The organism is Micromonospora sp. NPDC005203, assembly GCF_042872705.1.
GTDB lineage: Bacteria > Actinomycetota > Actinomycetes > Mycobacteriales > Micromonosporaceae > Micromonospora.
In genome coordinates, this window is record NZ_JBIAKV010000012.1 from 112,401 (window position 1) to 129,673 (window position 17,273).

The 17,273-nt window shown below is 72.5% G+C and carries 22 protein-coding genes; 8 read left to right on the forward strand and 14 right to left on the reverse strand.

All coding sequences use genetic code 11. The annotated features are described in order from the left end of the window. Nucleotides 1-195: 195 nt before the first annotated feature. The gene (locus tag ACFYPM_RS24350) at nucleotides 196-1,101 is read left to right on the forward strand and encodes a L,D-transpeptidase (protein WP_387201066.1); all 906 of its coding nucleotides are present in this window, start codon (nucleotides 196-198) and stop codon (nucleotides 1,099-1,101) included. Nucleotides 1,102-1,111: 10 nt separating this feature from the next. Here the strand turns inward: ACFYPM_RS24350 and ACFYPM_RS24355 are convergent, their stop codons facing one another. From ACFYPM_RS24355 to ACFYPM_RS24370, 4 genes are all read right to left on the reverse strand, one after another. Beyond that, nucleotides 1,112-1,756 (reverse strand): response regulator, encoded by a 645-nt coding sequence (locus ACFYPM_RS24355; RefSeq protein WP_387201069.1) that lies wholly within the window; start codon nucleotides 1,754-1,756, stop codon nucleotides 1,112-1,114. Beyond that, nucleotides 1,753-2,883, reverse strand: coding sequence for a sensor histidine kinase (locus tag ACFYPM_RS24360; RefSeq protein WP_387201073.1), 1,131 nt, complete (start codon nucleotides 2,881-2,883; stop codon nucleotides 1,753-1,755). Before ACFYPM_RS24360 ends, ACFYPM_RS24355 begins: the two co-directional genes overlap by 4 nt. An 86-nt stretch (nucleotides 2,884-2,969) precedes the next feature. Further along, nucleotides 2,970-3,764: an ABC transporter permease gene (locus ACFYPM_RS24365; protein WP_387201076.1), complete on the reverse strand. Its 795-nt coding sequence runs from the start codon at nucleotides 3,762-3,764 to the stop codon at nucleotides 2,970-2,972. Nucleotide 3,765: 1 nt separating this feature from the next. Next, entirely contained in the window at nucleotides 3,766-4,665 is a 900-nt protein-coding gene (locus ACFYPM_RS24370) for an ABC transporter ATP-binding protein (RefSeq protein WP_387201079.1), read from the reverse strand. 171 nt (nucleotides 4,666-4,836) lie between these two features. On the opposite strand from ACFYPM_RS24370, the gene ACFYPM_RS24375 reads away from it, so the two are divergent. Beyond that, a complete protein-coding gene (locus tag ACFYPM_RS24375) occupies nucleotides 4,837-5,691 on the forward strand; it encodes an alpha/beta hydrolase (protein WP_387201082.1) in 855 nt (284 codons plus the stop codon). Nucleotides 5,692-5,738: 47 nt separating this feature from the next. Here the strand turns inward: ACFYPM_RS24375 and ACFYPM_RS24380 are convergent, their stop codons facing one another. Beyond that, nucleotides 5,739-6,149, reverse strand: a complete 411-nt coding sequence (locus ACFYPM_RS24380) for a type II toxin-antitoxin system VapC family toxin (protein WP_387201085.1) — start codon at nucleotides 6,147-6,149, stop codon at nucleotides 5,739-5,741. Then, the gene (locus ACFYPM_RS24385; RefSeq protein ID WP_357379161.1) at nucleotides 6,146-6,427 is read right to left on the reverse strand and encodes a hypothetical protein; all 282 of its coding nucleotides are present in this window, start codon (nucleotides 6,425-6,427) and stop codon (nucleotides 6,146-6,148) included. The genes ACFYPM_RS24380 and ACFYPM_RS24385 overlap by 4 nt, the downstream gene beginning before the upstream one ends. 107 nt (nucleotides 6,428-6,534) lie before the next feature. On the opposite strand from ACFYPM_RS24385, the gene ACFYPM_RS24390 reads away from it, so the two are divergent. After that, on the forward strand, nucleotides 6,535-7,689 hold the full coding sequence (locus ACFYPM_RS24390) for a site-2 protease family protein (protein WP_387201089.1): 1,155 nt from the start codon (nucleotides 6,535-6,537) through the stop codon (nucleotides 7,687-7,689). Between the two features lie 107 nt (nucleotides 7,690-7,796). On the opposite strand, the gene ACFYPM_RS24395 is transcribed toward ACFYPM_RS24390, so the two are convergent. Both ACFYPM_RS24395 and ACFYPM_RS24400 read right to left on the reverse strand, forming a co-directional pair. Then, nucleotides 7,797-9,080 (reverse strand): FAD-binding protein, encoded by a 1,284-nt coding sequence (locus tag ACFYPM_RS24395; RefSeq protein WP_387201091.1) that lies wholly within the window; start codon nucleotides 9,078-9,080, stop codon nucleotides 7,797-7,799. Beyond that, the gene (locus tag ACFYPM_RS24400) at nucleotides 9,077-9,847 is read right to left on the reverse strand and encodes a hypothetical protein (protein ID WP_387201093.1); all 771 of its coding nucleotides are present in this window, start codon (nucleotides 9,845-9,847) and stop codon (nucleotides 9,077-9,079) included. Before ACFYPM_RS24400 ends, ACFYPM_RS24395 begins: the two co-directional genes overlap by 4 nt. A gap of 101 nt (nucleotides 9,848-9,948) precedes the next feature. Here ACFYPM_RS24400 and ACFYPM_RS24405 point away from each other — a divergent pair, with 101 nt between their 5' ends. Continuing rightward, on the forward strand, nucleotides 9,949-10,386 hold the full coding sequence (locus ACFYPM_RS24405) for a hypothetical protein (RefSeq protein WP_387201095.1): 438 nt from the start codon (nucleotides 9,949-9,951) through the stop codon (nucleotides 10,384-10,386). Between the two features lie 34 nt (nucleotides 10,387-10,420). On the opposite strand, the gene ACFYPM_RS24410 is transcribed toward ACFYPM_RS24405, so the two are convergent. The 6 genes from ACFYPM_RS24410 to ACFYPM_RS24435 all read right to left on the reverse strand — a co-directional run bounded on the left by ACFYPM_RS24410 (nucleotide 10,421) and on the right by ACFYPM_RS24435 (nucleotide 13,952). Beyond that, nucleotides 10,421-11,350 carry an LLM class F420-dependent oxidoreductase gene (locus ACFYPM_RS24410; protein ID WP_387201098.1) on the reverse strand — a complete coding sequence of 310 codons (930 nt, stop codon included), beginning with the start codon at nucleotides 11,348-11,350 and terminating at the stop codon, nucleotides 10,421-10,423. A gap of 68 nt (nucleotides 11,351-11,418) precedes the next feature. After that, nucleotides 11,419-12,459: a hypothetical protein gene (locus ACFYPM_RS24415; protein WP_387201101.1), complete on the reverse strand. Its 1,041-nt coding sequence runs from the start codon at nucleotides 12,457-12,459 to the stop codon at nucleotides 11,419-11,421. Beyond that, complete coding sequence (locus tag ACFYPM_RS24420) at nucleotides 12,459-12,728, reverse strand: hypothetical protein (RefSeq protein WP_387201103.1); 270 nt, start codon at nucleotides 12,726-12,728, stop codon at nucleotides 12,459-12,461. The genes ACFYPM_RS24415 and ACFYPM_RS24420 overlap by 1 nt, the downstream gene beginning before the upstream one ends. Before the next feature lie 288 nt (nucleotides 12,729-13,016). After that, a complete protein-coding gene (locus tag ACFYPM_RS24425; protein ID WP_387201106.1) occupies nucleotides 13,017-13,214 on the reverse strand; it encodes a hypothetical protein in 198 nt (65 codons plus the stop codon). A 41-nt stretch (nucleotides 13,215-13,255) separates the two neighbouring features. Beyond that, nucleotides 13,256-13,810: a Uma2 family endonuclease gene (locus ACFYPM_RS24430; RefSeq protein WP_387201109.1), complete on the reverse strand. Its 555-nt coding sequence runs from the start codon at nucleotides 13,808-13,810 to the stop codon at nucleotides 13,256-13,258. Nucleotides 13,811-13,820: 10 nt separating this feature from the next. Next, nucleotides 13,821-13,952 (reverse strand): hypothetical protein, encoded by a 132-nt coding sequence (locus ACFYPM_RS24435; protein WP_387201112.1) that lies wholly within the window; start codon nucleotides 13,950-13,952, stop codon nucleotides 13,821-13,823. A gap of 65 nt (nucleotides 13,953-14,017) precedes the next feature. Here ACFYPM_RS24435 and ACFYPM_RS24440 point away from each other — a divergent pair, with 65 nt between their 5' ends. The 4 genes from ACFYPM_RS24440 to ACFYPM_RS24455 all read left to right on the forward strand — a co-directional run bounded on the left by ACFYPM_RS24440 (nucleotide 14,018) and on the right by ACFYPM_RS24455 (nucleotide 17,206). Then, complete coding sequence (locus ACFYPM_RS24440) at nucleotides 14,018-14,509, forward strand: GNAT family N-acetyltransferase (RefSeq protein ID WP_387201115.1); 492 nt, start codon at nucleotides 14,018-14,020, stop codon at nucleotides 14,507-14,509. Nucleotides 14,510-14,518: 9 nt separating this feature from the next. Next, nucleotides 14,519-14,998 carry a hypothetical protein gene (locus tag ACFYPM_RS24445; RefSeq protein WP_387201118.1) on the forward strand — a complete coding sequence of 160 codons (480 nt, stop codon included), beginning with the start codon at nucleotides 14,519-14,521 and terminating at the stop codon, nucleotides 14,996-14,998. A 74-nt stretch (nucleotides 14,999-15,072) separates the two neighbouring features. After that, the gene (locus ACFYPM_RS24450; protein WP_387201121.1) at nucleotides 15,073-16,251 is read left to right on the forward strand and encodes an MFS transporter; all 1,179 of its coding nucleotides are present in this window, start codon (nucleotides 15,073-15,075) and stop codon (nucleotides 16,249-16,251) included. Between the two features lie 10 nt (nucleotides 16,252-16,261). Next, the gene (locus tag ACFYPM_RS24455) at nucleotides 16,262-17,206 is read left to right on the forward strand and encodes an RNA polymerase sigma-70 factor (protein ID WP_387201124.1); all 945 of its coding nucleotides are present in this window, start codon (nucleotides 16,262-16,264) and stop codon (nucleotides 17,204-17,206) included. The last annotated feature ends 67 nt before the right edge of the window (nucleotides 17,207-17,273 follow it).

The window sequence follows — 17,273 nt, forward strand, 5'->3', positions numbered from 1 at the left end:
CCGACCCCTGCTCCCCCATCCAGTACGGACCGGCGGGGCGCGCGGATCATCCGTGCGGAAAATTTTCTGGGCCGAGATCGAACCGACGGGTGTCGACGTGCGTTTCCGTCCTTCTCGGAGCGGGGTCGGGACCTTCGGTCGGCGGGTATCACCGAATCGGGGGCCTCGAACCGTCCGCCACCTTAGAGTGGTTTAGTGCTGTTTGACGGAAAGTCCCCGTACCGCCGCCGTGCCTCCTGGGTGGCCGCCGCCATCGCCGTGCCGGCCCTGCTGGTGGCCGCGCTGCTGGTGGGTCAGGCCCTGACCCCCGGCACGACAGCACCCGACCGACGGATCGCGGCCGACCCGACGCCGAGCACCGTCGAGCAGAGCGCCGAGGAGCCGATTCCCTCGGCCGCGCCCGCCCCGGCGGGGCTGCCGGTGGTCGACTACGACCCCGCGCCAGGGGGCTTCCCCACGGATCCGGCCACCATGGACACCACGCCGCTGACCGAGGCTGCGCACCCGACCAGGCGGATCGCCGCGTACGACGCGCCCGGCGGCCGTCCACGAGCCTTCCTCGAACCAACGATCAGCGGCGTCGACCTCACCATGCCGATCGCCGACCGGCGCTCCGGCTGGATTGCCGTCCTGCTGCCCTCCGCCAATCGGCGGCTCGCCTGGCTGCCTCCCGGCGGGTTCGACACCGTGGCGTTGCGCGACCAGATCGTGGTGGAACGCAAGGTCCATCGGCTCACCTGGTACCGGGCCGGCACGGCGGTGCGCTCCTGGAAGATCAGCCTCGGCCAGCCGGGGCAGGACACTCCGCTCGGGCGGACCTTCGTCCTGGGCCGGACCCCGCCGCCCGAGGAGGTCTACGGCGGGGTGGACATCTACGCCCTCGGCTCGGTGCCCGACGACCCCGAGTCGGTGCCGGCCGGGCTGCGGGGTGCCCACATCGGGGTGCACACCTGGCACAACGACGACGAGTTGGGCGAGAACACCACGAACGGCTGTATCCGGCTGACCCGCAGTGGTCAGCGGGAGCTGCTCGCCGAGGTCCGCCCCGGCAGCAGTGTGGTGGTTGTCGACAAGCTACCCACCCCGCCCCCGACCGCCTGACCGGCTGGCGTCACTCGCCGAGCAGCCAACCGTTCTGCTCGGCGACCCGGATCGCCTCGGCCCGGTTGCGGGCCCCGGTCTTGCCGATCGCCGCCGAGAGGTGGTTGCGTACCGTCCCCTCGGACAGGTGCAGCGCCCCGGCCAGATCGGCGACCGTGCCACCCCCACGGGCGGTCCGCAGCACCTCGGTCTCCCGGTCGGTCAGCGGGCTCACCCCGGCGGCCAGGGTCTCGGCGGCCAGCGTGGGGTCGACCACCCGCAGGCCGGCGTGCACCCGACGGACCGCGTCGGCGAGTTGCCGGGCCGGGGTGTCCTTGACGACGAACCCGCTCGCGCCGGCCTCCATCGCCCGACGCAGGTAGCCGGGCCGACCGAAGGTGGTCACCACCAGCACCCGGCAGGTCGGCAGCGCGGTCCGTAACGCGGCGGCGGCCGCGATCCCGTCCAGGCCGGGCATCTCCACGTCCAGCAGGGCGACGTCGGGGTTGCTGCGGCGGGCCGTCGGCACCACCTCGTCGCCCCGGCCGACCTCGGCCACCACGCTCAGGTCCTCTTCCAGCGAGAGCAGCGCGGCCAGCGCGCCGCGCACCAGCGCCTGGTCGTCGGCGAGCAGCAGCCGGATCGGGTTGGACCGGCCCGGGCCGGACGCAGTCACCGGGCCTCCGCCGGGGCGTGCACCCGCAGCAGGAAGCCACTCCCGTCGGGCCGGCGGCCGACGCTCACCACGGCGTCCAACTCGCGCGCCCGCTCACGCAGGCCGACGAGCCCGTGCCCGTTGGCGTCCGGAGTGGACGGGCCCCGACCGTCGTCGCTCACCTCGACCGCATCCGGGTGTACGCGGACCGTGCAGCACCGCGCCCCGCTGTGCCGGACCACGTTCGTCACCCCTTCCCGTACCGCCCACCCGAACAACCGGTCCCACCCGTCCGGCAGCGCCGGCACCTCGGCCGGCAGATCCGCCGCGATGCCCGCCGCGGCCAGCGCGGAGCGGGCACCAGCCAGCTCCGCGGCGAGGGTGACCTCGCGGTACGCCCCGACGGTCTGCCGCACGTCGGACAGCGCCGCGCGGGCCAGCGCCTCCACCTCGGCGATCTCGGTGGCGGCGCGGTCGCGGTCCACCTGGATGAGCCGGCCCGCCAACTCCGCCTTGATCGCCACCACGGTCAACGAGTGCCCGAGGATGTCGTGCAGGTCGCGGGCGGCACGGGCCCGCTCCTCGGCGACCGCGAGCCGGCCGATCTCCTGCTGGGCAGCCCGGAGTTCACTGTTGCGCTGGGCCAGCTGGGACACCCCGAACATCGCGAACGAGGCGAGCAGCACCGCGAAGACGATGCCGCTCTCCGCCTGCCAGCCCGGCACCAGCCAGGACGTCAGCACGGGGGTCACCGCGCAGAGCACCACCGTGGCCAACGCCTCTCGCGGCGGCAGCAGGAACACGCTCGCCGCCGCCACGTAGACCAGGGTCGCCAACCAGTCGCCACCGGCGCCCGGCATGCTGGCCAGGCCCACCGCGAGCAGCAGGACCAGCCCCACCCGCGCCCGACCCACCGGGATCGGCCGCAGGGTCTGGCGCTGCTTGCGGGCCCACTGGAACAGCAGCACGTAACCGACGCCGAAGGCGACCAGGGCCACCACCCCGACGGCCCGCCGCCACAGCTCCGGCTGGTGCAACGCGGTGGCGAGCGGCACGTTGAGGAAGAACAGCCACACGGCCGCCAGCAGCCAGCCGGTGAACCGCCAGTGGCGGCCCACCGGCCAGGGCTGCCCGGTCGAGAGGTCCATCGGCTCCACGCTAGCGCCTGCCTCATCAGGGCGGTCGAGCCGAGGCGGGCCAGTTCGGACGAAGCAGGCGCTGACCGTCGCGGTGATCAGACCCGCGCGGTGTCCCGGCGGAACAGCCGGGCCGCACCGACACCGAAGACCAGCGCCCAGCCGACGAGGTTGACCACCGCCGCCACGCTCACCCCGTCGCCGGTCAGCGGGGCACGGGCCAGCACACCCATGCCGTACACCGGGGTGAACTTCGCGACCTGCTGGAGCACCTCCGGCAGCACCTCGACCGGGACGAACAGCCCGCCGAACATGGCCAGCACGGCCAGGATCGGGCCGATGAACTGCATGACGTTCTCGGCCGGCACCAGGTAGCCGATGAACAGGCCGAACGCGGCGAAGACCAGCGAGCCGAGCCAGGCGGCGAGCCCGGACAGCAGCCAGATGTACACCGGGATGCGCACACCGGCCGCCGCGCCCACCAGGAACTCGACGGCCACGGCCAGCAGGCCGAGGGTCATCGCGGTGACCAGTTTCGTCGCCACGTACGCGGTCGGGCGCAACGGGGTGAGCCGCAGCTGACGGCTCCAGCCCAGTGCCCGCTCGGTGGCGACCGCGCCGCCCGCGCTGGTGGTCGCCACCATGGCCGCGTACACGGCCAGGCTGATCATGACGTACGCCGTGACCGGGCGGCCGTTGTCCAGCGACTGCCCGCCCTGCGGCAGGCCGAAGATGAGGAAGAAGACGCCCGGCATGATCAGCGTGAAGGCGAGGGTGCGGCGGTTACGCAGCACCCGGCGCAGCTCGATGCGCAGGACGCCCGGGGCGAAACCGCCCAGGGCGGGCAGCCGACGGTCCGGCTCGACGGCACGGGTGGGGGTGAGTGTGGTCATCTCAGGCTCCGGGATGCGCGGTGGTCAGGGCGAGGAACGCGTCCTCGAGGTTGCGGGAGGTGATCTCCACGTCCCGGGCGTCGGTTCGGGTAAGCAGGTGCCGGGCGATAGCGTCCGAGTCGCCGGTGCGCACCAGCACGCTGTCGCCGCGTACCTCCACGGCGTCCACGCCCGGCAGCGCGGCCAGCGCGGCCTGGTCGGCACCGGGCAGGGTGGCCCGGACCGTGCGGCCGGCGGCCAGGTTCTTGATCTCCGCGGTGGTGCCGTCGGCCACGATGCGCCCCTGTCGGACCAGCACGATCCGGTCGGCGTACGCGTCGGCCTCGTCCAGGTAGTGGGTGGCGAAGATGACGGTCCGACCGGCCCGCGCGTCGCGGCGAAGGGCCTGCCAGAAGTCCCGCCGGCCCTCGACGTCCATCCCGGTGGTCGGCTCGTCGAGCACCATCAGATCCGGGTCGGGCAACAGTGCCAGCGCGAAACGCAACCGCTGCTGCTGGCCGCCGGAGCACCGTCCGACGACCCGCCCGGCGATGTCGGCGATACCGGCCCGCTCCAGCACCTCGGCCGTGGGGCGGGTGTGCCGGTAGAAGTGCGCGCTCATCTCGACCGTCTCGCTGACGGTGAGGTCCTTGAGCAGCCCGCCGGTCTGGAGCACGGCGGCGACCCGGCCCCGGGCCACCGCGTCGTCCGGGGTGCCGCCGAGGATCCGGACGGTGCCCTCGTCCGGGCGGGCCAGACCGAGCAGCATGTCGATGGTGGTGGTCTTGCCCGCCCCGTTGGGGCCGAGGAACGCCACCACCTCGCCGGGGTGCACCCGCAGGCTCAGCCCGTCGACCGCGGTGACCGCGCCGAAGCTCTTGGTGAGGCCGTTCAACTCGACGGCCGGATGCGTACTGGTCATGGCACTCATGCTCCGGCGGCGCGGACCCCGAGGCCCGGAGCGGTCGTCACGTTCCGACCGTGACATTTGTCAGGGGGCATCCCCGGCGCGACCCCATCGCGTTCTCGGAGGAATTCCACGTGTGGGAGCGGGTAACCGCCGGGCCGGACGCCGCGACACCGGGAGGATGCGATGGGTGCCATGCCGCAGGGCCAGGTCGACACGATCGTGCTGATCCACGGACTCTGGATGACCCCCCGTAGCTGGCAGAGGTGGATCGAGCGGTACACCAGGCGCGGCATGCACGTCATCGCCCCGGCCTGGCCGGGGATGGACCGATCCGTGGAGCAGTTGCGCGACGATCCCAGCCCGATCGCCGAGCAGAGCATGGCCACGATCGTCGCGCACTACGACAAGATCATCCGAGCGCTGCCCCGACCGCCGATCATCATGGGCCACTCGTTCGGCGGCCTGTTCGCCCAGGTCCTCGCCGACCGAGGGCTCGGCTCGGCGGTGGTGGGGGTGCACCCGGCGGCGGTGAAGGGGGTGCTCAAGGTGCCGCTGAGCCAACTGCGCTCCGGCTTCCCGATCCTGCGCAGCCCGGCCAACCGGAGCAGGGCCGTCCCGTTCACCCCGGACGACTTCGCCTACACCTTCGGCAACGTGCTGAGCCGCGAGGACTCCGACCGGGCGTATCAGCGCTATGCCGTGCCCGGTGCCGGCCGGGTGTTCTTCGAGGGCGCCTTCGCCAACGTCGACCCGCGCTCGCCGGCCCGGGTCGACACCACCCGCGACGACCGCGCTCCCCTGCTGTTGCTGGCCGGCGGGGCCGACCACGTGGTGCCGGCGTCAGTGGTCCGGGCCAACGCGGCGCTCTACCAGAAGTCCCGCGCGCTCACCGCCTACCAGGAGTTTCCCGGCCGATCACACTTCACCGTCGGGCAGGACGGCTGGGAGCAGGTCGCCGACTACGCGCTGGACTGGGCGCTTCGGGCTGCGGCCCTGCCCCGGGAGGCGACCATCGCCAGCGAAGCACCCCGCCGCTGAACCGCCCAACAGGGGCAGTCCGGGCAAGACGCCAGGTCGGTGGCGCTTCAGCCCCAGCCCAGCGAGATGTCGAGGATCTCCAGATCGGGCGGCGCCGCGGGGGCCACCCTCTTTGGGTCGCGGGTGACCAGGTAGCAGCGGTACAGGACGGCGGTCGCCACGGCGTGGGCGACGTCCAGCGGCACATCGAACCGCGCGGCGATCCGGGCCACCCGCCGACTGGTCGGCGCGTCGTAGACCGCGACGTTGATGTCCCGCTCCTCACTGAGCAGCAGGTCGAGCAGGTGGACCGCTGGCGTCCCAGCCACCTCCAATTGAGCCTGGCCCAGGCAGAGCGCGGGAATCCAGACCACCTGGTCCGGGTCCTCCTCCGCGAGGGTCAGGATCGCTCCCGGCTCGATGCTCGTGCCCGAGGCGTAGGCGAGGAGGGCGGACGTGTCCAGGACAAGGCCGTTCACGCGGCGGCAGTCCCGTCCTGGTCGAACTGGCGCAGCCATTCGGCGTTGCGGGCGTGCTGTTCGTCGGTGATCGGCGCTCGTGCGGCAAGGTGCGACCGGGTCCGTTCGATGTCCTCGTCGGTCACCACGTAGCCGAGCTGCGCCCAACGGGCGCGAAGACTGTCGGCACGCATTTTCCGGCGCAGGATCCCGGTGATGAAGCCTGACGTGTTGCCCTGCGTGCGCTCCACGTACGCGGCCACGTCATCGGGCAGGCTGATGGTGATGCGGCGAGTCATACTCTCACCCTACCCGTTGCATACTCAGGCAGGGACTACGACAGCGTCGCCTGTCCCGGCTCAGCCGGGGCTGGCATGGGTGGGTCCACCTGGGGTATCTCGGTGGGATGAGGGCCAGTTTCCGACTTGGTCGGATCGCGGGAGTGCCGGTCGGAGTCAACTGGAGCGTTCTGGTCATCTTCGCGTTGATCGCGTGGGGTCTGGCCGCCAATCAGTTTCCCCGCTCGTACCCCGATCGCTCGTCCGTGGCGTACACCCTCGCCGGGCTGGCCGCGGCGGTGGTCTTCTTCGTCGGCCTGCTCGCCCACGAGGTGTCGCACGCGGTGGTGGCCAAGCGCAACGGGCTGACCGTCGACGGCATCACGCTGTGGCTGTTCGGCGGCGTGGCCGAGCTGCGGGGCGAGCCGCGCGACCCGGGCGCGGAGCTGCGCATCGCGGGGGTCGGCCCCCTGGTCAGCCTGCTGCTCGGGGCATTCTTCGGCGCGATCGCCGCGCTGCTCGCGCTGGCCGGGCAGGACGGGCTGCTCTTCGGGGCGGTGGCGTGGCTGGCCGGCATCAACGTGCTGCTGGCCATCTTCAATGTGCTGCCGGCCGCGCCCCTGGACGGCGGCCGGCTGTTGCGCGCCGCGGTGTGGAAGGCCACCGGTGACCGGACCAGAGCGTCGGTGGTCGCCGCGCGGGCGGGCTGGGTGCTGGGCGTCCTGTTGATCGGCCTGGGGCTGTGGCAGTTCCTGTCCGGAGTCGGCTTCGGCGGGCTCTGGCTGGCCCTGATCGGTTGGTTCCTGATCGGGGCCGCCGGGACCGAGGAACGGCAGGCCCGCACCGGCAGCGCCCTACGCGGGGTCCGGGTGGGTGACGTCATGACGCCGCACCCGCAGACCGCCTCGGCGGAGATGACGGTCGCCGACTTCGTCGACCACTACCTGTTCGCGTACCGGCATTCGGCGCTGCCCCTCACCGAGGAGGGCCGGCCGATCGGCCTGGTCACCGTCGACCGGGTACGCGGCGTGCCGGCCGAGCGGCGGGGGGCGACCACGCTTGCCGAGGTGGCCTGCCGGGCCGACCAGTTGGTCCTCGCGCAGCCCGGCGAGCAGCTCAACGACCTGCTCCCCCGGCTCAGCGAGTGCGCCGACGGCCGCGCCCTGGTGGTGAGCGAAGACGGTCACCTAACCGGAATCGTCTCCCCCAGCGACATCAGCCGAGCCGTCCAACGCAGCACCCTGCGCACCCCGGCCACCCCGACCCCCGACCAACCCCGTTGATCATGGAGTTGTTGTCACGACACGGGCAGGGCGGCAATAACCCCATGATCAACGGGGGTCGGCGGAGGGGTCGGGCGGGGGTCTGCGGGGGTCGGGCGGGGGCAGGGTCAGCGGGGAAAGTGGCGGTCTAGGAGGGCCGTGCGGAACTTGCCGGTTGGGTCCAGGTGGGGCAGCAGGGCGGCGAAGTCGGCATGGCGCGGGTAGCGGTCGGCCAGCTCGGCCGGGTCGGTGACGAAGACCTTGCCCCAGTGTGGGCGCGGCGCGAACGGTGCCAGGCGCTCCTCCACCGCGGCCACCACCGGCAGTACGGCCGCGGTGTCGTCAATCCAGGTGAAGTGCACGACGAAGCTGTCCCGCTGGTGGTTCGGGCTGAGCCACAGCTCGTCCGCCGCCACGGTCCGCAGTTCGCAGACCAGCAGCACCGGTGCGATCAGGTGCGCCACCTCGTCCAGCGCGGCGAGCGCGTCGGCCGCCGCCGGACGCGGCACGTGGTACTCGGACTGCAACTCGTCGCCGCTACTCGGGGTGAAGCCGAGCTTGAAGTGCGGCAGCCGCTCGTGCCACGGACCCGGTTCGCCGAGCTGCGGGGTGCAGTTCTCCGCTGGCATGCCGAGCACCGGGTGTCGTGGCTCGGTGGCGGCTGTCGTGCCGAGCCAGTCCGCCGGGGGCGGCGGCTGGTCGGCCACCTGCTTGCGCCACACCTCACGCAGTCGGGGTGCCCGCCAGTCGGTGAAGACACTCACGCTGTACGCCGAGCCGAGCGCCTCGTCCAACGCCTCCCGGTCGAGGTCGAGCGACACGTACTGGCGCAGCTCGAAGGCCGGCACCACGTCCAGGGTGACCCTGGTGACCAGGCCGAGCGCGCCGAGACCGACCACCATGCCGGCGAACGTGTCCGGGTCGGTCTCGCGGTCGACCCGCAGCAGGTCGCCGTCGGCGGTGACCAACTCCAGGCCGGCGACCGCGGTGGCCAGGTTGCCGTGCGCCTGACCGGAACCGTGGGTGGCGGTGGCCACCGCACCGGCCACCGAGATGTGTGGCAACGAGGCGAGGTTGGCCAGCGCGTACCCCTGGGTGTGCAGGTGTCGGGCGAGGTCGCCGTAGCGCATCGCCCCGCTCACCGTGACCTGCCCGCGCTCGCGGTCCACCTCGACGACCGGGGGCAGCCCGGCGAGGGTGACCAGGTCACCGTCGGTGTCGCCGAGGCGGTTGAAGGAGTGCCCGCTGCCCACCGCCCGGATCCGGGTGCTGCCGGCGACCAGTCGGCGCAACTCGTCGGTGGAGGTCGGTCGGTGGAACGCCCGCGCGGCGTACCGCACGTTGCCGGCCCAGTTGCGGCGCGGAACGTCGGCCGCGGTGCTCGCAGTGGCGTGCTGTCCGTGCGCGATCATGTAGCGGTCTCCCGATCGGTGGACGGGTGGTCGGCCAACGCGGCGACGAGGGCGACCAGAACCGTATCCGTCTGGAACGTGTGGTAGCCACGCTGGGCGATCGGCAGCCCGGCCGCGCCGGCGCGTTCGATCTCACCCCGGGCCGCCTGCCGGGTCGGCGCGTCCCCGGACACCAGGGCGTCCTGGCCGCGTCGGATCAACCGGTCGACCCGGTCCATCTGGTAGCCCCGCAGGCCCACCGGGAGGTCCGGGTCGGCGAAGGCGGCCCGGCGCAGCGCCAGCAGGTCGACGAAACGGTCGCCCGCGTATTGCCGGAGCGCGCCGGCCACCTGGTCGGGCTGCTCGCGGACCTGGTCGAGGACGAGCAGCTCGATGGCGGGGCGGCCGTCGAGTGGGTGGCGGGCGGTCACCGGCTCCAGCGGCACCCCTGGCACGGGCACCAGCAGCAGTCGCGGCGCTTTCCGGTAGCCGTCGCGGCGGGGCGGCTCGTCGAGCACCAACGTGTCGACCTCGGCCCACGGGATGTCCCGGCGCAGGCCGGGTCGTCGGATGCTGAGCCCGTCGGGGCCGATCCCGAATCGGAACGGCCGCAGCGCGCTGGCCAGCGCCACGACGCCGAGCGCGACGGCACCACCCGCGATGATCGTCCGTAGCAGGGCGCCGTGGCTGGGATAGACCAAGAGCAGCACCCCACCGAGTACGCACACCAGAGCGAGCGCACGGGCCCCCCGATTCCGGCGCAGTTCCACGCTCGGACCCCCGTTCATGACCGTGGCGTCGGTTCCAGCATCTTCCGCCAAACCGCCCACCGGGGACACCGGTCGATCGGGCACGGTTGTTCTCGTCATCGCCGGGGAACCCTACGCCCATGAGCAGCTACCGTGATCCGGCCCCACGGGGCGATGTGTATCCCTCCGAGGAGGAGCTGGACCCGACCGGCAGCGGCGTCGAGCAGGCCAGCGCGCCGTCGGCCAGCGGGTTGCCCAGCCATCCGGCGCCCACGCCCGGTCCCCGGCCCACCCCGGCGCCCGCGCCGGCCCCGACGCCGGTGCCGGCACCCGGCCCGGCGCCGCGCGCGCCCGGTGCCGGGCCACAGTCGATCGTGACCCGGCACCTGGACGGCTCGGTGGAGGTGGTCACCGACCTGGACGGCGACGGCGTCGCCGATGTCGTCCAGATCGATGTGGACGGCGACGGGATTCCCGACATCACCTATGTGGACAGTGACCGGGACGGACGGCTGGACACCGTGCTGAGGGACGCGAACATGTCCGGGACGGGCGTGGGCGCCCATCGCCGCGCCTGAACCGCGAGCAGCATCCCCACGGTGACCCGTTGGCTCAGAGCTTCGCCATCACCTCGTTGGCGACGAGTTCGAGGTGCGCCAGGTCGCCAAGGTCCAGCACCTGGAGGTAGAGCCGCTCGCTGCCGATCTCCGCGTACCGGCCGATGGTGTCCAGCACCTCGCTGGGCGTGCCGGCCAGGCCGTTGGCCCGCAGCTCGTCCGGTTCGCGGCCGATCGCGGCGGCCCGACGCGCCACCTCGGCGTCGTCGCGCCCGCAGCAGAGCACCAGCGCGTTGGACCAGACCAGCTCGGCCGGGTCCCGGCCGATCTCCGCGCACGCCGCGCGGACCCGGTCGAACTGTGCCGCCGTGTCCGGCACCGAGGCGAACGGCAGGTTGAACTCGTCGGCGTAGCGGGCGGCCAGCGCGGGGGTGCGCTTCGGGCCCGTGCCGCCGAGCAGGATCGGTGGGCGCGGCTGCTGCACGGGCTTCGGCAGTGCGGGTGAGTCCCGGACCGGGTAGTACCTGCCGGCGTACTCGTACCGCTCCCCCGGCGGTGTGGACCACAGCCCGGTGATCACCGCGAGCTGCTCCTCCAGCCGGTCGAACCGCTCGGCCAGTGGCGGAAACGGAATGCCGTACGCGGTGTGCTCCTCGGCGTACCAGCCGGTGCCGATGCCCAACTCCACGCGGCCGCCGCTCATCTGGTCGACCTGCGCCACGGTGATCGCCAGCGGGCCGGGCAGCCGGAAGGTGGCGGCGGTCATCAACGTGCCGAGCCGGATCCGACTGGTGTCCCGGGCCAGGCCGGCCAGCGTGGTCCACGCGTCGGTGGGGCCAGGATCCCCGGTCCCGTCACCCATCCTCAGGTAGTGGTCGGACCGGAAGAACGCGCCGTAGCCGGCGTCCTCGGCGCAGCGGGCGACAGCGAGCAGTTGGTCGTAGCTGGCGCCCTGCTGGGGTTCGGTGAAGATCCGCAGTTCCATGATCCGAGCATAGGTCCCCCACTCGGACCCGGTCGGTGGTCGCACCGACCGGGTCGTCAGCCGCTGACTCAGACGTACGGCGGGGTGGCGTAGGCCGCCGCCAGGGCGGCCAGCCCGGTCGCCTTCGGCGTCAGCGTGCCCCACCCGGAGTTGAAGTAGTTGGTGCGGGCGATCAACGGCCCACGCTCGGCGTTGAGCTGGGCGACGGCTGCTGGCACGGTGGCGATCCAGGCGGCCTGGTTGGGGATCTCAGCCACCCGCACCCCCCACTCGGCGATGAGCACCGGGCGGGACAGCGCCACCGGACCGAGGTCGGCGACCGCCCAGTCCTTGGTACGGCGGAACCGGGCCAGCGCGGTGTGGCTGGCGTTGGTGCCGTAGACGTTCCACTGGAGGAAGTCCAGCCGGGTCATCAACGACTCGGGGTGGACGCGCTGGAAGCAGGCTCGGTCGAAGCCGGCGATCCCGACCGAGAAGGTCGTGCCGCCGGGCAGCGTGCGCGCCTTGAACCAGGTGAGGATGTAGTTGATCGCCTGCACCGCGCGGGCGTCGGACTGCGCCCAGGTGTACCCGACACCGCCCTCGGTGGTGCCGAACTCGTGGTCGGTGTCCAACTCGGACGCGAGTTGGATGTTCACGCCGAAGCCGAGCGTCCGATACTGCGCCAGCGCGCGGGCGAACAACCCGTCACACTGACCGCTGACCACCTGGCCGTACCCGTACGCCTTCGGCCAGGTCGTGCCGGGGCGCTGCTGGATGGTCATCGACGGCGCGGGCACGGTGTAGGTGGTGCCGTCCACGGTGAAGGTCTGCGGGCCGGTGTCCGGGGCGCCGTAGTGCTTCAGCTCCAGGACCATGTTCATCTGGATCCCCTCCCGGCCCAGCGTGATCAGCCAGGGCCGGTTGTAGCCGGGGAAGGTGTAGCCGTCGGCGAAGCTGCGGTACTGGGTCAGCGAGCGGAAGTTGCCGCCGGCCATGTCCGCGGTCGGGTCGGCGCCCCCGGAGAGGTAGTAGCCGCCGAGGACCGGCTGGCCACCCACTGTGTAGTCGGCGCTGGCCGTCGCGGTGTTGCCGGCGGCGTCGCGCACCTGCACGGTGACGCGGGGCATCACGCCACCGCCCGGTAGACGGCGACCGCGCCGTTGTCGGAGACCCGGGTCCAGGTCCGCCCGGAGTTGTCGGTGACGGTCAGGGTGAGCGGGTCGATGACCGCGGTGACCTTGACGGGCGCGCTGCTGTTGCCCTGCGCGTCGGTCACCACGATGGTGACGGTCAGCGGCTTGGTGTCAGCGTCGGAGTAGGTGACGGTCAGCAGCATCTGGGCGCCGGGCGGGTAGGTCGACGCGTTCAGGCTCGCGGTTGCGGTGGGAGCGGCCATGGAGGTGCCTCTCTGAGATAGATCGTCAGGTCCGGGCGCGCTGGGCGACGCCGGACCGACGGGACGCACACAGGTGCGGAAAGGGAAGGCGGAGCACCGGCCCAGGCGACGCGGCCATGCGGCGGTGTCGGCGGTGATGACGTCCTTGTCCCGGTGAGGACGAACCCGCTGAGGGCGCCCCCAGCGGAGTCGGCACCTGCCCCAACAGTGCTCCGCAAAAGGCCCTACCGTCTTGTCCGGTGCACGACAGGGACCCCCACTGAGCTGCGGAAACGTGAGTCGCGGTTGCTAGTTGGCCGCGACACCCGGAACGGCCCAGGCCCGCGCGCCGAGGTGGACCGAGCCGTCTGGCTCGACCGGAGGGCGGGCCGCCAGCGCCTCCCGCAGAGCGTCCCGCGCCGGCTCGGCCAACGTCGTGAGGTACCCCGGCGCCGCGCCGACGTACGCCTCGTACGCGTCACCGTCCGCCCACACCGGGTGCGTCATCCCGGAACGATACGACGGGCGCTGCCACCCGGCGGCGATCTTCAGTCGAGATGGTCGGCGGGAGCCGTCTGCAGCAGCCACGCCAACGGCATCCGGGCCCGCTCCTCGTAGCTGCCGTCTCCGCCCATCCGATGCAGGGCGACAGTCTGCGCGCCGTCCCGGTCCACCACCCAGTACCGCGGGATCCCCGCTGACGCGTACTCGCGGACCTTCGTCACCGAGGCCATCGCCTCCGATCCCGGCGGAACGATCTCCACCACGAGTACGACGTCGTCGACCGCGGCCCAGACGCTGCGGGTCGGCGGCGTGCGCCACACGCTGAGGTCGGGGATGCGACCGCCGTGGCCGTCCGGCCCGGAGATGCGCAGACCGGCCGCCTGGAGGACCTGCTCGGCGGGCCAGCCAGCCATGATCAGCCAGGCGAAGAGGCGACTGGCGATCATGGCGTGGTCCGAGTCGGGGGGCGGCATGACCGACAGAACCCCCTCGGGGCTGGTCTCGTAGCGGTGGCCGTTCGGGTCGGCGGCGTTCATCGCCGCCAGGTCGTCGAGCGTCACGATGGCGGGCATGTGCATGCCGACGGCCTCAGCGCTCATGAGCCTCATCCTAATTGACCAGCGGCACCGTGCCCTGCTCGACGCAGCGACGTCGCCGAGCTGCGTCGAGCAGGGCGGGCGGGGTGTCGGACTGCCCGTGTGCGGCGAGGTCGACGCCGGGCGCCACGATCGCGTCGGGCACGGCGGCCGAGGCACGGTGACCGCGGTGGCGAGCTGAGAGTGCAGGTGGTCCATGCTGCGGGGGCGATGATCGCACCCGCGGGCAGCGATAGCGTGGTGATCATGGTGGAGTGGGAACTGCGACCGGCCTCGCTGGCGGACGTCGACGCCGTGGCCGAGCTGCGTGCCGTGGTGCTGCGGGCGGATCTGGAGCGGCTCGGGCGCTACGACGAACAGCGCGTACGGCAGCGCCTGCGGGACGGCTTCGTTCCGGCGTACACCTGGGTTGTCGAGGTGGGTGGGGCGTTCGCCGGCTGCGTGGCGCTGCGCCCGGCGGACGACGCCCACTGGTTGGAGCACTTCTACCTGTCCCCGCGCGTGCAGGGCAGCGGCCTCGGCACGGCCGTGTTGCGCGAAGTGCTGGACCGGTGCGACCGCGACGGCACCCTGGTCCGGCTGAACGTGTTGCGGGGCAGTCCGGCCCGGCGGCTCTACGAGCGGCACGGATTCACGCTGACGGCCGAGGACCGGGTGGATGTGTTCATGGTGCGCGCGCCGCCACCTCTGCTGTCAATGTAACGTTGACAGATGACGTCGGAGTTGGCGCAGTTGGCGGACGTCCAGGTCGCCCGCGCCCACCTGGACGAGCGGGAGCTGGACCTGATCGACCGGGCGCGGCACGACGGCGCGACGTGGGCGCAGGTGGCGCAGGCGTTGGGCCTCGGCAGCCGGCAGGCCGCAGAGCAGCGCCGGCAGCGCCTGGTGGTGGCGCGGAGGTCGCGGCAGAAGCACCGCGACCTCGGCTACCCGGCACAGATCGCGGCACTGCGCGCCGCCGTGGCCGAGCTTGAGCGATGGATCGCGGCGGACCGACGGTGGAACGCCCGATTCCGTCGAGCGGCGCTCGTGCGCAGCACGGTGGACGCCGCCCTGGACGCCGCCCCGGGGTCGCTGTACGCGCTGGCCCCGCCCCTCGTCGCCGACCTCGCCGAAGCAGGCGACCGGCTGCCGGTACCCGCCCGAGCCGCGGCGGCGGCGCTCGACGCGGCGTTGTCAATGCCACGTTGACGTACGACGTCAACGTTGCGCCGACAAGCCTCAAGGCCAAAGGATGAGTCATCCCGACTCAACCTGGGGGGCTCATGCGGCGCAACGCCGGACTGTTCGTGGCGATCTCACTGCTGTCCGGCTTCGGCAGCAGCGCCATGTCCCTGGTGTCCGGCATCTGGACCCTGGACCTGACCGGCTCCACCGGCCTCGCGGCCCTGACCGGGCTGTGCGTGTACGCCCCGGTGCTCGCCGGCCCGTGGCTGGGCGGCCTGCTCGACACCGCACCCCGACGGCCGCTGGTCATCGCGGTCAACCTCGTGTTGGCTAGCGCCCTGCTGGCCCTGTTCGCGGTACGCGGGCCGGGGCAGACGTGGCTGATCTTCGCCGTCTCCGCCGTCTACGGCGTCAGCTACGTGCTCATCGACGCGGGCGAGACGGCGCTGCTGCCGTCCGCGCTGTCACCCACCGAACTCGGCGACGTCAACGGGTGGCGCTCCAGCGCGGGGGAGGGCATAAAACTCGTCGCTCCCCTGGCCGGGGCGGGCCTCTACGCCTGGCACGGTGGCCACGCGGTCGTCGTCCTCAGCGCGTGCGCGCCGGTCCTGGTCGCCATCCTGTACCCGGCGGTGCGCCTCAACCGGAGGCCACCGGTCCAGCCGAGGCGGCGGCGTCCGGGCCTGCGTACCGGATTGTCGGCCCTGTTCGGACAGCGGGCGACGGCCGTGCCAATCGTGCTCGCCGCCGTGTCGATCGCCATGTCCGGCTTCACGACCGCGGCGATCTACACGATCGTGACCACCGACCTCCGTCTCCCGACGACGTTCCTGGGGGTGCTGACAAGCGCGCAGGGCGGCGGTTCCGTCATCGGCGGCCTGATCGTCGGCAGGCTCCTGGCCGGCCGGGGTCCGGGTGCGGTCGGCCTGGCCGGGACCGTGCTGTTCGCCGTCGGTTGCCTGGCGCGTGGCCTGCCGTGGTGGCCGGTCACGGTCGCCGGCGCGGTGGTCGCCGGCGTCGGCCTGCCCTGGACCCTGGTCGCGGCGGTGACGGCCGTGCAGACACACACGCCGTCGGAGCTGCTGGGCCGGGTGTCCGCAACGGCGAACACCGCGATGTTCGGCCCACTCGTGCTGGCCATCCCCCTCGGGTCGGCGGCCGTCCACGTCGGCGGTCGCCCACCGCTCGTCGCCGCTGCCGTGATCTGCCTGACGGCGGTGGCCGTCACGCTCGCCCGTCCGCCGACCAGGACTGGCCGGGCAACCGGACGTGGTTAACTATCGAGCCATGCCGCTCAGTCTGGACGAGGTCGAGCTCTTCGAACGCGCCAGGGCTCGCCTGGGGGCGATCGCCTATCGGCTGCTGGGCTCGGCAAGTGACGCCGAGGACGCGGTGCAGGACACGTTCCTGCGCTGGCAGGCCGCCGACCGGCAGCGCGTCGAGACGCCCGAGGCCTGGCTGACGAAGGCGCTCACCAACGTGTGCCTCAACCAACTCACCTCGGCGCGGGCCCGACGCGAGACGTACGTGGGCACCTGGCTGCCCGAACCGGTCCTGGCTGGGGACCGGATGCTCGGCCCACTCGACACCGCCGAGCAGCGCGAGTCGGTCTCCATGGCGGTGCTCACCCTGCTGGAGCGGCTGTCGGCCAAGGAGCGCGCGGTGTACGTGCTCCGCGAGGCCTTCGGCTACGCACACGCGGAGATCGCCGACATGCTCGGCGTCAGCGAGTCGAACTGCCAGCAGATCTACCGGCGGGCCAAGCAGCACGTCACCGGCGACCGCGCCCGCGCCGAGGTCGACCTTGCCACCGCGCGCCGAATCGTCGAGGAGTTCCTCGCGGCGGCCGCCAACGGCGAGACCCAGCGGTTGGTCACGCTCCTCACCGACGACGCGACGAGCATCGGCGACGGCGGCGGCAAGATCCCGGCCCGGACCACACCCGTCGTCGGCGCGCTGGCGGTGGCCAGGTTCCTGCGTGGGCTGTTCGCGCCCAGCACCGCCAAGCGGGACATCGTGGGCGGCAGCCCCGCCCTCTACGCCGAGGTCGTCAACGGCGGTCCGGCGCTGGTCGTCGTGCTCGACGAACAGGTCGTCGGGGTCATGTCGGTGCGGGTGACGCCCGACGGCGTCGCGGCCCTGCACGTCCAGGTCAACCCCGACAAGCTCGTACGCGCCACCCGCCACTGGTCCACCTCCGCGCACGGGGAGCCCCTGCTGCACGTCTGGTGACCCAGCTCTCAGCCGACTCCTGTCAGGAATCGGGACGCTGTCCGGTTCAGGAAGCGACCCTCACCGA